Genomic DNA, 14,748 nt, shown 5'->3' with positions numbered 1-14,748 from the left:
TTATAATAATTATATATAAAGCGTGGCACTTTCTAATATGAAATTTGGGTAAGTTTAAGAAAAAAATGATATGCTTACATATATTTAAAATATTCACTGAAAAATAGCTACTAGCAGTTAATTAAAAAACTAAAAAATTGAAAGGAACAACGTTATGAAATCAATCTTACTAATTGGTCAATCAAATATGGCAGGAAGAGGATTTTTAGATAGTGTAAATCCCATCATTGATGAACGTATTTTTATGCTTAGAAATGGTAGATGGCAAATGATGGAAGAACCGATACATAGCGATCGTTCTGTCGCTGGTATTGGACCAGCTGCATCGTTTGCAAAGCAATGGCTCGATGATCATCCAAATGAAACAATAGGGTTCATTCCATGTGCTGATGGAGGTACTTCTATTGAAGAATGGTCAGATGAAAGTATGCTGACGCGGCATGCTGTAAGTGAAGCGAGATTTGCTATGGAAACGTCTGAATTGATTGGTGTTTTATGGCATCAAGGTGAAAGTGATAGTCAAAATAATAAATTTCAAACATATGAAACAAAATTATCACACCTCATTGATTATTTTAGAGAAGCACTTGAATTGCCTAAACTTACTTTTGTCATTGGATTGTTAGGAACGTTTTTAGGAAAAGAAGGGTTTGGCGCTAGTGCTACAGAGTATCAAGAAATTAATAACAGTATCAAGAACGTCGCGCAGAAACAACATGATTGTTACTTTGTTACAGCAGAAGGCTTAACGGCAAATCCAGATGGTATTCATATAGATGGATTCTCACAACGCTTGTTTGGGATTAGGTATTATGATGCATTTTCAAAATCAAAGGACGTCGTCAATCCTTTAGATAATGAGAGCGAAAGAGAACAAGATTTATATAAAACTGAATTTACTAAAAATGAACAAATGTATATGCTTGTGGCTAGGTTATCTAAAAATGAAATCACGTATCAAGATTTTATCAATGAAATGTCACAAATGAATAAATAATAATCTGGAAAATTATCATTTTTAAAAATATTTATTTTTTTCGTTCAATCTATGTCTAAAAAGCCTTTCAAAACACACGAGATGTGTGTACATTTGAAAGGCTTGTTGTATTTTATCATCCCAATACGGTTATGTTAATCGTCCATGTGTGATTTTAGTAAGTGCGTCATTTGTAGCAAATATTTTAGCATTTACAGTTGGGACACCCATGGATTGTAGGCGCTCACTATGCATATTTAAATAGTTTTTAGCATTTTTGTAACTATCAAATGCATAAATACCACCCGCTTCTTTTTCATCAGCATTTTCTGTCCAAATTTTCCATAAAAAACCTGGTTCTCCATTTATAGATTTCGCTAAATCAGCGAATTGTCTGGACATCTCTTGTCCAAAAGGACCATCGATTGGAAAATCAACTTGTAAAATATAGATCATGATAAACCATCCTTTTTAAATTATTTATTATGTTTACTATACCAATTAAAAATACATTGCAGTATGGTTTTAGCTCAAGCACTTTTCTAATATAAACAATAAAATGTTTAACATAACATCAAAGCTACATCAATAAAGTATTTTCATATTTAATTTGTACTAATATTCATAAAAAGTGTAATTTTACTTGAAAATAAAATGGAGAGGTGTATGATGAAAGTGAACAATTATACTTTGCATATGGAAGACTACAAATAAGGAGTGATTTATTATGCGGAAAGTTGGAAAGTTAATTTCAGCAACTGTCGTTGTATCTACACTGGTTGTCGGTTCTTCAGCAGCATATATCTCAACGAGTAGTCCAACAGCGCAAGCAGCAGAGCAAGTCCAAAAGTGGGGACACGGTGAAGGTGGCGCAAGCGGTGCAAATAGTGAAAATGGTGTTCGTTCACAAGCACAAACAACACCTTGGTATAATTACGAAGGTTATACAACATATGATCCAACTTTTACACAAGATTATAACTTCGTACGTGCTTTAAAATATGACAATGTTACGATTGATGGTTATAAAGTTGACACTAATGCCAAGAAAGAATTTGATCATTCTAAGAAAATTTATGATACAAGCGTAGAATTTAATAGTGACAATGAAGTGGTGCAACTTACTTTCTTCACAAAACCTGATTCAGTATCTAAGTCAACATTTAAGAAGGCTCATACTTCAAATGAAATCATAAGAGAAGGTAAATTAGGCAATAAAGATGGCACTTATGTGAAATATGAAACAAATAATGGCTTTTATACTGCTTTCTTTGATCAAAATGATAATTTGGTGGAAATAACAATTGGTCAGTAGTTTAAATAGTATTAAAAAAGTTAAGATTCAACTCAGAGATGATTTGAAATCGCACGTTTTTGAGATTATAGAACAGTTACTTTAATTGAAATTGTATGCTTTGGCTGGGGCAAATTAAATGTCTCAGCCTATTCTGTTGTATAGTCAATAAAATAAAGTATTCATTAAGAGTGAATGTAGCAGATTTTGTTGATGAAATGCTTAATTGCAGTATTTTTAAATTTTAAAGTTACTGAAGTATATATTTAGTCCCAATTATTTCTACTCGTTAATGGTTAGGCGTAATAAAGATAATTGTGTTTTGTTATATTTATGATTATAGTTAAACGTAAGTATAGCGTATTGCTTTCAAATGTGAATAGGGGGATTGAAAACTTGAAAAAATTCTATTTAAGTGTTTTGTTTGGGCTTTTTTTACTCACAGTGACAGGAAAGGTCGCTGATGCAAAAAGTTTTGATCAAATAGAACAAGATAATGATACAATTGTAGGGGTTTATGGTGTCAATACAGCTAATGGCAAAGTGGTACAGCACAGGTCAGGTGAACGGTTTGCATTTGCATCTACATATAAAGCAATTTCAAGTGGTATATTATTACAAAACACGCCAACGTCAGAACTAAATAAAAAAATAGTGATATCCAAAGATGACATTGTCGCTTATTCACCCGTCACTGAAAAATATATCGGCAAGCAAATGACTTTAAAAGCATTAATAAAAGCTTCTATGTTGCAGAGTGATAATACAGCTAATAATAAAGTCATCGAAGAAATAGGTGGAATTAAAGAATTTCAACAAGCACTCATACATCGTGGAGACCATATATCTAATCCACAAAGACTCGAACCAGATTTAAATTTATATGATCCACAAAGTACAGATGATACAACCACACCTAAAAGAGCTGCAACAACGTTCAATCATCTTCTACAGAGTGAAAATATGAGCAAAGCTAACCTTGAATTACTAAAGCATACAATGATTCATAATGAAACTGGAGGTACGTTAATAAAAGCAGCTGTATCTAAGGATGATGTTGTAGGAGATAAAAGTGGTCAAGGTTTAACCTATGGTAGCCGAAACGATTTAGCTTTTATATATCCAAAAAAGCAAAATAAGCCAATTATTCTTGCTATTTACACGAAAAAATCAGATAAAGATGCGAAACCTGATGATAAAGTTATTCAAACAGCGGCAGAAACAGCTATTAAGTCATTAAAATAAATTCAAGTAAGCGAAACTTAGATTGGTGCAGAGGGGTTAAACATGGAAATAAAGCAAATGAAATATTTTGTAGAAGTTGTGAAAAATGGGGGGATGACACAAGCATCCGAGCATTTATATATTGCGCAATCTACAATAAGTAAAAATATTAAAAGTATTGAAGACGAATTTAATATCACTTTATTTGATAGAAGAAAAAAGCATATTATTTTAACGGATATCGGCCAGATTTTTTATGATAAATGCGTGGAAGCTTTAGCGGTGCTAGATGATTTATCATTAGAAATGGGAGATGTAACAAATTTAGAAAAAGGCCATATTAGAGTTGGTATATCAGCAATTATGAACGTGAGACTTTTTACAGAAAGTTTAAATCATTTTCATAGTAAATATCCAAAAGTGACATACGAAGTTATTGAAGGTGGAGGCAAAGCTGTAGAGTCTTATTTAAATAATGATGAAATTGATGTAGGCATTACTACGTTACCTGTAGATAATGATATCTACCATGCTATCCCACTATATAATGAAAAGTTATTGCTAGTCGTAAATAAAGATGCGATGCTTGCGAAACAAGGACCAGTCTATCTAGGTGATTTGAAAAATGAACGTTTTATTATGTTTCATGATGATTACTATTTAAAAGATCAAATTATTGAAAGTTGTAGAAAAGTTGGTTTTCATCCAAAAACGGTTGCTAAAATGTCTCAAATTACTTTTATTGAAAATATGATCCGAGATGGCATCGGTGTGAGTATATTACCAGAAAGTATCGTAAATATTTTAAATGAAGACCTTGTGGGTATAGAAATTTCAGGTGCAGATGTGTCATGGAATTTGGGAGTTATTTGGAAAAAAGATAGCTATATGAATTATGTAACTCACGAATGGATTAAATTTTTAAAAGATACTAGATAATGATGCTTAACAAAGCGATTATAGTTTATGAAATATGTATTCCATAAGAGAATGTTATATATTCCAACTATGTATTTTAATCATATTTCAGTGCGTAATATAATAGACATATAGAGGTAGTAAGTACTGATGATTAATAGAAGAATAAAAGTTAAAACATTTATGATAATCCCTAGCGCCAAAATATTAACTATATAAGCGTTTCATAATTTAAAGCTCATAACAAATTTATATAGAATTTAACTAATATAATAACTCTCCCCATTCATTCACTAAAATAAGGACACCCTATTCTTATTCATTATTATATTATTGAGCAATGATATTTAAAAACTAAGCTTATCTTCTAAATCAGTACAGTTTAATAAACGACCCTCTTGTCAAACATCAAACAAACATATAAACATGCCCAAACCTTAGCAATAGGTTTGGGCATGTTTATTTTAAATGTTTTTTTGTATTTTAGGGTGAAGATGATAGGCCGACTCAGTTGCTTCATCTTTAATAACTTTATCTAAAGTTGCTACAATCGTTTGAGCAATTTCAGCGGTTGGAACGCCAATCGCGTTGACTGGGTAATCTAATTTTTTAATTTGAGGGATATTGTCATAAGAATACAAGATAGGGTGATCTTGTGGTCCTAGTGCATTTATTGTACCGACTGTTATATCATAGCTGCCACAAATCACGCCTGGTGCAAGTGCGTGTGTTTGTAAAAATTGTTTAACGGCAGATTCCGTTTCAATTGCATTCAAACTTGTAGAATCAATGATACGATAATTTATCTTGTGTTTGTCACAATATTGAGCAATCGCTTCTTTTTTTGCGATTTGACGTGTATCATTTGTATGTATATCACCAATATAATCAATGTGATCAATGTCCTGATCGACCAATGCTTCAATTGCCATGATCATCGCTTCTGAATGGTTTACGTTTATAATCGGATAAGGGATGTCACGATCGACACCATAGGCAACGACTGGGACATTGTTATAAATTTCTGGAGATAAGTTTGTTGCGTCACCTTCATCAAAAATGACGATACCATCACAACCGAATTCAACAAATTTTTTCGAAGCGGCAGCGACATCGTCTATCGACACAAACATGACATAACCTAAATCTTTGATAGCGTGATTGATTTCTGAAATAAGGTGTGTAACCGCTACACGATCTACAGAAGGCCAGATTAATCCAATTGTGCCACTTTTCTTTGAAACAAGTGCTCTAGCAGAATGATTAGGTATATAATTCATTTCTAAAGCTTTTTGTTGAATTAAATTTTTGGTTTTTGGTTTTACGAGATGAGAATTTTTAAGTGCTTTACTAACTGTGGAATAGCTGACACCACAGGCTTCAGCAACATCTTTTAAAGTTACAGCCATAAAATTTCTCCTTGAAATTGATTGATTTAAATGCAAATTAATTATACCATAGAGATAAGCATTACAATATTTTTTTGTACAAAAATAACAACGTTGTTATTTTGAAGGGTATTGTAATTGATATCATTTTTGAGGGGTTGAAGACATGGATTCAATGAATACAATGAAAGAGATTCAACAAGGCAAACACATTGCTGTCATGCGAACTGAAGATGCAAAATCTTTTTTAGATATTGCACATACCATTATTGATAAAGGCCTACACACAATTGAGGTTACTTTAACAACGCCGAACGCTATAGAAATTATAGCTGAATTATCAAAAAGAGACGACGCATTGATTGGTGCAGGAACAGTGTTAGACAGTATTTCTGCACGTACTGCCATTTTAAATGGTGCGAAATTTATCGTTAGCCCATCTTTTGATAAAGAAACAGCGAAAATCGCTAACTTATATGATGTGCCATATATTCCGGGCTGTATGACTGTTAAAGAAATGGTTGAATCATTACGTTATGGTTGCAAAGTCCTTAAATTATTCCCAGCGACGCAATTCACACCTAAGTCAATTAAAGATTTCAAAGGGCCATTACCACAAATTGAAATTGTGCCTACAGGTGGCGTTGGTAAAGAAAACCATAAAGCATGGTTAGATGCTGGAAGTTTTGCAGTTGGCATTGGAAGCGAAATAACAAAAATTTATCAACAAGAAGGAAAAGATGCTTTAGAAAGATATATTTCAGAAATAAAAAGTGAGGTATAACAATGACGGTCTATGGTTTTGGTGAAGTATTATTACGTTACACGCCACCAAATTATGAACAGTTGAAAGATGCCAATACGTTTAAAGTAAATGTTGGTGGTGCAGAATTGAACGCACTTGTGACACTAGCACAATTTGGACATACGACTGAAATGTTAACGGTATTACCCAATCACGCGCTAGGACATTTAGCATTACAAAAAATGTTTCAAACACGTGTAGGTACTGCTTCAGTGAAATATAATAATGGCCGAATTGGTACATATTATATGGAAGAGAGTTTCGGATTTCGTAGCGGCAAAGTGATTTATGATCGCGAACATTCAACATTTGCGAATCATGGTGAAGATGTAATGGAAGAAATTAATGCTCAAAGTGGAGATTTCTTTGTATTTACAGGTATTACGTTAGCTGTAAATAAAATGATTCGTCATCAAATTGTCGATGTATTAAAGCAACTAAAGCAACAAGGCGTTAACATAGTGTTCGATATTAATTTTAGAAGTAACTTATGGTCAAAAGAAACAGCAGTACCAATAATAAAGTCAATTTTACCATTTGTCGATGTTCTATTTTTTGGAAAAAAAGATGCTACACATTTGCTTGAAACTAATGATTTAGATGATGATATACAGATATGTGCAAAAACAATTCAATCCGAATACGACATTGATTTGATGGCTTCAAGTAATAGAAATATAGAACAAAGTACATTACAAGGTATTATGCTGACAAAAGAAAAATATATTGAAGGCCAAGCATATACTTACACTGTTTTAAACAGAATCGGTGCTGGTGATGCATTTATGGCAGGTGTATTACATGGATTGAATAAAGCATGGCAACCAGAAGATACAGTAGATTTTGCAACAAAATGTTCTGTTCTACAACATACGACAAATGAAGATGCACTAAGTGTACAAGAAAGTGATGTATTTAATTTATCAACGCATTTTGGAGAACTGAAACGATAAAAATTGCAATATAAGGGGTATAATCTTTATGAAGAAATTTACACTCCTTCTTGTAAGCGCATTCTTTACGATGGGGATGGTATCGATGTTGCTTACAAATAAGGAGACGATTGCTAAAACAAAGACAAAAGAGATCATGTTAGCGCATAATCAGCCAACGGAACATCCTGTCCATAAATCTTTAAAAATTTTTAAAGATAGATTAGAAAAAGAATCACATGGTCAAATAAAAGTGAATATTTATCCGAATGGTCAGCTCGGTAGTGAGCGTGAAGCAATAGAAATGACACAGACGAATGCAATCCAAATGACTAAAGTTTCGGCTGGGGCATTGGAAAGTTTTTCGCCAACGTATTCATTATTTAATATGCCGTATTTATTTGAGTCAGAAGAAAATTATCGACACGTAATGAAACGTAAAAACGTACAAGACGCTTTCTTTAAATCGACAGGGGACCAAGGATTTTTAGGTATTACTTATTATGATGCAGGTATGCGTAATATCTATACGAAAGACAAAGAAATCAAAGACAACAAAGATTTGAAAGGCTTGAAGATTCGTGTTCAGCCAGGCAAAACAAGTGTAGATTTAATTAAATCGTTAGGTGGCACGCCAACACCGATGGATTATGGTGAAGTGTATACTGCAATGCAATCAGGTGTTATTGATGCAGCAGAAAATAATGAAACATCTTTAACAACGAATAACCATGGTGAAGTTGCAAAAAATTATTACTACACAGAACATGCAACCGTACCTGATATTTTAATCATGAACAAAGAGACCTATGACAGCTTGACGAAACAACAACAAAAATGGTTAGAAGATGCAGCAGATTATTCCACAAAAAAACATGAAGTAATTTGGGATAAAGCAGTGAGCGATGCTAAAAAAACAGCGACAGAAAAAATGGACGTGAAGTTTCACGATGTAGACAAATCTACATTTAAAGCGACTTCAAAACCTCTTCAAGATGAATTTAAAAATAATCCGGATACGAAAGCGGATTATAAACTAATCGAGAAGGAGGAACAGCGCTATGAAAAAAGCAAAGCAAATCATTGATAAATTGTTGTTAACGCTAGCTGGTATAACGCTTTTTGTTATGGTTATTTTATCGGTTTATCAAGTTGCAACACGCTTTATTTTTAACACACCGAGTACGACGAGTGAAGAAATTGTTAGATTCTTGTTGATATGGTTTGGGTTATTGAGTGCAAGCTATGTCTTTGGAATTAAACAGCATATTGCCATTGTATTTATCAGAGAAAAATTGCCTGAGAAAGTACAGTTATACTTGGAAAAGATTTCGGACATTATATTAATTATCGTGGCACTCGTGCTCATGATTTGGGGCGGTTTTGAAGTTGTGAAGTTAACTTGGTCTCAAATCGCGCCGTCAACAGGTTTATCAATGGCTGCAATGTATGGTGCATTGCCAGTTTCAGGAATATTTATTATTTTCTATGCATTTTATAATTTATTTAGTAAAGAGACAATGACTACAATTCAAGCGCGTGATGAGATTGAAGGCGGTGATGGCTTATGACAATGATTGCGGGATTAGTATTATTCATCACTTTCTTCATCTTTCTTATCATTGGCTTACCGATTGCATTAGCGATTATTTTAAGTTCTATTATTACGCTATTATTGATCTTACCATTCGATGTCACTATCGTAACTGCAGCACAGCGTATGGTTACGGGCATTGATGATTTTACGATGTTAGCGATTCCGTTATTTGTGCTAGCAGGTATCATCATGAATAACGGCGGCATTGCATTTAGATTAGTTAACTTTGCGAAGGTACTCGTTGGCAGATTGCCAGGATCATTAGCGCATACCAACATTGTTGGGAATATGCTTTTTGGTTCCATTTCTGGTTCTAGTGTTGCAGCTGCTGCTGCCATGGGTCGTATCATGGGACCAATGGAAAAAGTACAAGGTTATAAAAAAGAATATTCAGCAGCAGCAAATATCGCTTCAGCACCGTCAGGTTTACTTATCCCACCGAGTTCACTATTGATTGTTTATTCATTAGTCAGCGGCGGGACATCCATTGCAGCGTTATTTATCGCGGGTTATATTCCAGGAATTCTATGGGGTATTGCTTGTATGATTGTTGCTTATGTCATGGCGAAAAAACAAGGTTATAAAGTATCAGAGAAAATTAGTTGGAAAGATAGATTATTCTTAACATTGGATGCATTACCGAGTTTATTTTTAATAGTAGTAGTGATTGGTGGTATTGTCGGAGGTATCTTTACAGCAACAGAAGGTGCAGCGGTCGCAGTTTTATATTCTGTAGTACTTTCGCTAATTTATAAAAGCTTAAAAATCAAACAATTATCCAACGTTATCAAAGAAACAGCTGAAATTAGCGGTATGATTTTATTTCTAATCACCGCTTCGGCGTTATTTTCACTTGTGATGAGTTATACCGGCTTACCGGAAGCAATATCCAATGGCATTATCTCAATGACTGACAATCCAATTGCACTGTTATTATTAATCAACGTTATCTTATTAGTCATTGGTACTTTTATGGACATTACACCAGCAGTACTTATATTTACACCAATCTTTTTACCGATTTCAGAAGTATTAGGTCTTGATCCCATTCATTTTGGTATCATTATCGCGTTTAACTTATGTATTGGTAATATCACACCACCAGTTGGTAGTGCGTTGTTTGTAGGAGCAAGTGTAGGCGGTGTACGTGTTGAATCAGTATTTAAATATTTAATTCCATATTTTGTAGCTTTAATTATTTTAATGCTAATCATTACTTTTATACCACAAATATCATTATTCCTTCCAAAATTATTAGGATTATAGAAAAGGAGCAATTATATGACTTTAATTAATGACAATTTTTTATTAAATAGTAAAACAGCAGTAAAACTATACCAGAAAGTTAAAGATTTACCGATTTATGATTTTCATTGTCACTTAGATCCAAAAGAAATTTACGAAAATAAAAATTATGACAATATTACACAGTTATGGCTAGGTGGAGATCATTATAAATGGCGTTTAATGAGAGCTTATGGCATTGAGGAAGCTTTTATTACAGGCAGTGTTGATGATTTTGATAAATTCCAAGCATTTATGCATATGTTACCGTATGCGATTGTAAATCCGATGTATCATTGGTGTGCATTAGAATTAAAACGCTATTTTAATGAGGATACAGATTTAGATAAAGTGAATATCAGTAAATTATATAAATCATTAAATAAAAAGTTAGCAAAACCTTCACATACACCACAAAATCTAATTAAGCAAAGTAATGTTAAGGTGGTATGTACGACAGATGATCCATGTGATGACTTAAAGTATCATAAGTTATTAAACGAAGATAGCAACGTTACATTTAAAGTTATACCTACATTTAGACCGGATAGTTATGTTTTCTTAAATCATGAATCTATCAATACAAAAATTGACCAATTGAATCAAGCGACTGATTGCGACATCCAAGATTTAAATACTTATATTGATGCATTAAAAGCACGTGTACATTATTTTGATAGACAAGGTGCGCGCAGTTCAGACCAAAGTTTTGAAAAGACACCTTTAGTAACAGCAACGGTTGACACAGCAACTGAAATTTATAATGCGCTCAAACGTGGCGAACAAGTAACAGAAACTGAACAATATGAATTAGCAGGTTATATATTAACTGAAATTAGTAAAGTTTATGAAGAATTAGGTTGGGTTGTACAATTCCACCTTGGACCAACAAGAAATAATAACTCAAACATGTTTAAAATTACAGGAGCAGACAGTGGTTTTGATAGTGTAGGTGAACAGTTGAGTGCTAAAAAATTAAATGCATTACTAGATCATCTTGAGCAAAATCATGCGTTATCAGATACCATCATTTACCCAAATAATGGCAATGATCATTTAATGGTACAAGCAACTGCAGGGAACTTTACAAATAGTCATCACAAAGTCCAACTCGGTGCTGCATGGTGGTTTAACGATACAAAAGAAGGTATGGAACAACATTTAGTAGAGTATGCTAATGTCGGTTTATTATCTAAATTTGTAGGCATGCTCACAGATTCACGTAGTATGATTTCGTATACACGTCATGAGTACTTTAGAAGAATATTATGTAATTTCTTAGGAGATAGAATTGAAAAAGGTGAGATTCAATTATCAGAAGAAACTATCACTCAAATAGTGAAAGATATTTGTTATAACAATGCAGTAAAATTATTCAAAATAGAAGGCGTTGAGGAGGTATAACCATGGAATTATCATTTCGTTGGTATGGGGAAGATGACCCAGTAACATTAAATAATATTAGACAAATTCCAGATATGAAACAAATTGTTACAGCAATTTATGACATTCCAGTTGGAGAAGTTTGGACTAAAGAAAGAATTGCAGCATTAAAACAGTCAATTGAAGATGCAGGTTTGAAATTTGAAGTTGTAGAAAGTTTACCTGTCAGTGAGGAAATAAAGCTTGGTACAGAGAAACGCGATCAACTCATTGAAAACTATAAAACTTCATTGATTAATCTCGCAGAAAATGGTGTTAAAACAGTAACTTATAACTTTATGCCGGTATTTGATTGGACACGTTCACAATTAGACTATGACTTGCCAGATGGTTCCAATACACTGATTTATAACCATGATCAAATTAAAGATATTGATCCACTAACGACGAATTTAAATCTACCAGGTTGGGATGAAAGTTACTCGCGTGAAGAGATGAATCAACTGATTACATCCTATCGTGAAACCTCAGATGAACAATTATGGGACAATCTGAAGTACTTCTTAGATGCTGTGTTACCCACTGCTATCGAACATGATGTGGATCTGGCGATACATCCGGACGATCCACCTTGGCCGATATTTGGCATACCACGTATCATTAAAAACAAAGAAAGCTACGAACGCTTATTAGCTATTAGTAATGATACACATAATGGTATTTGTTTCTGTACTGGTTCATTAGGTTCATTAGCAGAAAACGATTTACCGAATATGATTCGTACATTTGGTGATCACATTCATTTTGTACACATGCGCAATGTTAAACGTATTGGTGATAATTCATTTATAGAAACAGGCCACTTATCTAAAGATGGCTCAGTAGATATGAAAGCTGTTACTGAAGCACTGAGAGATATTGATTACAAAGGGACTATCAGACCTGACCATGGACGTATGATCTGGGGAGAAACAGGTAAAGCTGGTTATGGCTTGTTTGATAGAGCTTTAGGTGCAACTTATATTAATGGCTTAATAGAAGGAGTGAGTAAATAATGGCAATACGATTCAAAGATGTTAATGTCGTTATTACAGGTGCGACAGGTGTGATTGGTTCTACTTTTGTCAAAGCACTTGTAGAAAAAGGTGCTAATGTGGGTATATTAGGTCGTTCAGAAGACAAAATTATAGAATTACAAGATGAAATTGATAAAAATAGACAACAAACTGTAGCGCTCGTTGCAGATGTGCTAGATAAATCAGCTTTAGAGCAAGCGAAACAAACATTCAATGATAAATTTGGTGCAATTACAATACTTATCAATGGCGCCGGTGGTAATCATCCTGATGCGACAACGAATGATGAAATGTACGATAAAGCAGGCGACAAAACGTTCTTTGATCTCACAGAAGAAGGTGTAGATAATGTATTTAAATTAAACTATACTGGAACATTTTTACCATCACAAGTATTCGGCAAAGATGTTGTGGCATCTGAAACAGGAACAATTATCAATATTTCATCTATGAACGCCTTTACGCCGTTGACAAAAATTCCAGCCTACAGCGGTGCAAAAGCTTCAGTAAGTAACTTTACTCAATGGTTGAGCACTTATTTTGCAGGGCAAATTCGTGTTAATGCAATTGCACCAGGATTTTTCGAAACAAATCAAAATAAGGCATTGCTAAGAAATGAAGACGGTTCTTATTCAGAACGTGCTCAAAAAATTCTTTCACAAACGCCAATGGATCGTTTTGGTGTACCTGAAGATATTTTAGGTACATTGTATTGGTTAATGGACCATGATATGAGCGGCTTTGTAACAGGTATTGTGGTTCCAGTAGATGGTGGCTTCTCATCATATTCTGGCGTATAAATTAAATAAAATAAACCAAATAAAAATCAACACTTTCATTGTTATAAGGATGAAAGTGTTGATTTTTTTGTTTGATTGTCTGGTTAACATTGTTGTTATTCTATGTGTCATGGTAAGTAATATTATTGCGATATAATACATCTTCTAATTTTTCTAAATTGGATAATGCATTAGCTGAAGTACGTCTGCCGAGTTCTAATACTAATGCATCAATCAGCGCAATAATTGGAATGATTGAAAAATGATCCTTTCTAACGGAAAGCTTTAAAGTAATAGTTGCATGTTCTAAAACTGGTGAAGAGTCATAATCTGTGATTAAAATAATATGGTTGCCTTGACGTTTTGTTTCTTTGACAGCTTGAATCACTGAATTTGTGTAGGGTTCAAAAGCAAAAACAATTAATATATCATTTTTAGTCATTTTAGTAATTTTATCAAAAATAGCATCAGTATCATTACTAAGCTGATGAATATTTAAATAAAATTCGTTTAGTAAATGCTCAAAATATAAAGCGGTCGCCCTATAAGGACGGGTGCCAAGGATACATACACTCGTTGCATTTTCTATATATTCAACAGCAGTAACAAAATTTTCAATCAAATCAGGTTTTAATGACTGATTTAATAAATCAACGCTTTTATCCCAAACATCAGTCAACGCATAACCTTGTTCACGATTGATGTCTCCAAAAGCATTTTTAAGAGAAAACTTAGTTTCATTTGGTAAGGCTTCACTGTAAATATCTTTACGAAAATCATTGAAATTTTCATAGTCTAAAGCGTGCATGGTACGCATAACTGTAGAAACGCCTACTTCAGCCTGTTGAGACAATTCTTTAATTGTTATTAAGCCTAAGTCTTCAAAATGTTTAAGTATAAAGTCGCAGAGTTTTTGCTGTTTTTTAGGTAAACTTTTTTTAACTTTTACAATTTTTGATTTTAAATCTGGATTTTGATTCATAAAAACTAAGCGCCTCGTTTCTGTTGATTCAAATAACTTTATCTATATCATAACAAAGGTTTATTGCAAATAAAAATTCTGAAAAAGAACAAAAACAATCCCTTTATTAA

General features: G+C 33.3%; 15 protein-coding genes. 12 read left to right on the top strand and 3 right to left on the bottom strand.

All coding sequences use genetic code 11. From position 1 onward, the window contains the following. Nucleotides 1-154 precede the first annotated feature (154 nt). Nucleotides 155-997, top strand: a complete 843-nt coding sequence (locus tag HMPREF2586_RS04020) for a sialate O-acetylesterase (protein ID WP_040029904.1) — start codon at nt 155-157, stop codon at nt 995-997. 129 nt (nt 998-1,126) lie between these two features. Here HMPREF2586_RS04020 and HMPREF2586_RS04015 read toward each other — a convergent pair whose 3' ends face one another. Continuing rightward, a complete protein-coding gene (locus tag HMPREF2586_RS04015; protein ID WP_040029905.1) occupies nt 1,127-1,432 on the bottom strand; it encodes a monooxygenase in 306 nt (101 codons plus the stop codon). A 271-nt stretch (nt 1,433-1,703) separates the two neighbouring features. Here HMPREF2586_RS04015 and HMPREF2586_RS04010 point away from each other — a divergent pair, with 271 nt between their 5' ends. The 3 genes from HMPREF2586_RS04010 (at nt 1,704) to HMPREF2586_RS04000 (ending at nt 4,433) form a co-directional block, all read left to right on the top strand. Next, on the top strand, nt 1,704-2,291 hold the full coding sequence (locus tag HMPREF2586_RS04010) for an immunodominant staphylococcal antigen IsaB family protein (RefSeq protein ID WP_070657502.1): 588 nt from the start codon (nt 1,704-1,706) through the stop codon (nt 2,289-2,291). Between the two features lie 375 nt (nt 2,292-2,666). Then, a complete protein-coding gene (gene bla / locus HMPREF2586_RS04005; protein WP_070657504.1) occupies nt 2,667-3,515 on the top strand; it encodes a class A beta-lactamase in 849 nt (282 codons plus the stop codon). A gap of 42 nt (nt 3,516-3,557) precedes the next feature. Beyond that, nucleotides 3,558-4,433, top strand: coding sequence for a cidABC operon transcriptional activator CidR (locus HMPREF2586_RS04000; RefSeq protein ID WP_040029908.1), 876 nt, complete (start codon nt 3,558-3,560; stop codon nt 4,431-4,433). Between the two features lie 443 nt (nt 4,434-4,876). Here the strand turns inward: HMPREF2586_RS04000 and HMPREF2586_RS03995 are convergent, their stop codons facing one another. Next, nucleotides 4,877-5,821: a LacI family DNA-binding transcriptional regulator gene (locus HMPREF2586_RS03995; protein WP_064209878.1), complete on the bottom strand. Its 945-nt coding sequence runs from the start codon at nt 5,819-5,821 to the stop codon at nt 4,877-4,879. Nucleotides 5,822-5,966: 145 nt separating this feature from the next. Here HMPREF2586_RS03995 and eda point away from each other — a divergent pair, with 145 nt between their 5' ends. From eda to HMPREF2586_RS03955, 8 genes are read left to right on the top strand one after another with little or no spacing between them, the layout of a single operon-like run. After that, the gene (gene eda, locus HMPREF2586_RS03990; RefSeq protein ID WP_046207228.1) at nt 5,967-6,584 is read left to right on the top strand and encodes a bifunctional 4-hydroxy-2-oxoglutarate aldolase/2-dehydro-3-deoxy-phosphogluconate aldolase; all 618 of its coding nucleotides are present in this window, start codon (nt 5,967-5,969) and stop codon (nt 6,582-6,584) included. A 2-nt stretch (nt 6,585-6,586) separates the two neighbouring features. Then, nucleotides 6,587-7,558 carry a sugar kinase gene (locus HMPREF2586_RS03985; RefSeq protein WP_070657506.1) on the top strand — a complete coding sequence of 324 codons (972 nt, stop codon included), beginning with the start codon at nt 6,587-6,589 and terminating at the stop codon, nt 7,556-7,558. Between the two features lie 28 nt (nt 7,559-7,586). Beyond that, the gene (locus HMPREF2586_RS03980; protein WP_070657509.1) at nt 7,587-8,624 is read left to right on the top strand and encodes a TRAP transporter substrate-binding protein; all 1,038 of its coding nucleotides are present in this window, start codon (nt 7,587-7,589) and stop codon (nt 8,622-8,624) included. Further along, nucleotides 8,599-9,108 carry a TRAP transporter small permease gene (locus HMPREF2586_RS03975; protein WP_070657511.1) on the top strand — a complete coding sequence of 170 codons (510 nt, stop codon included), beginning with the start codon at nt 8,599-8,601 and terminating at the stop codon, nt 9,106-9,108. Before HMPREF2586_RS03980 ends, HMPREF2586_RS03975 begins: the two co-directional genes overlap by 26 nt. Continuing rightward, nucleotides 9,105-10,400, top strand: a complete 1,296-nt coding sequence (locus tag HMPREF2586_RS03970; protein WP_070657513.1) for a TRAP transporter large permease — start codon at nt 9,105-9,107, stop codon at nt 10,398-10,400. Before HMPREF2586_RS03975 ends, HMPREF2586_RS03970 begins: the two co-directional genes overlap by 4 nt. Nucleotides 10,401-10,415: 15 nt before the next feature. Further along, nucleotides 10,416-11,822, top strand: coding sequence for a glucuronate isomerase (gene uxaC / locus HMPREF2586_RS03965; protein ID WP_064209873.1), 1,407 nt, complete (start codon nt 10,416-10,418; stop codon nt 11,820-11,822). 2 nt (nt 11,823-11,824) lie between these two features. Continuing rightward, nucleotides 11,825-12,856: a mannonate dehydratase gene (gene uxuA / locus HMPREF2586_RS03960; RefSeq protein WP_070657515.1), complete on the top strand. Its 1,032-nt coding sequence runs from the start codon at nt 11,825-11,827 to the stop codon at nt 12,854-12,856. Then, nucleotides 12,856-13,677: an SDR family oxidoreductase gene (locus HMPREF2586_RS03955; RefSeq protein WP_070657517.1), complete on the top strand. Its 822-nt coding sequence runs from the start codon at nt 12,856-12,858 to the stop codon at nt 13,675-13,677. The genes uxuA and HMPREF2586_RS03955 overlap by 1 nt, the downstream gene beginning before the upstream one ends. A gap of 100 nt (nt 13,678-13,777) precedes the next feature. Here the strand turns inward: HMPREF2586_RS03955 and HMPREF2586_RS03950 are convergent, their stop codons facing one another. Further along, nucleotides 13,778-14,638, bottom strand: coding sequence for a MurR/RpiR family transcriptional regulator (locus HMPREF2586_RS03950; RefSeq protein WP_070657519.1), 861 nt, complete (start codon nt 14,636-14,638; stop codon nt 13,778-13,780). Nucleotides 14,639-14,748: the final 110 nt, after the last annotated feature.

It is taken from the genome of Staphylococcus sp. HMSC034G07, from assembly GCF_001835975.1.
Classification (GTDB): Bacteria; Bacillota; Bacilli; order Staphylococcales; family Staphylococcaceae; genus Staphylococcus; species Staphylococcus ureilyticus.
This window is presented reverse-complemented; position numbering and strand designations above follow the sequence as displayed.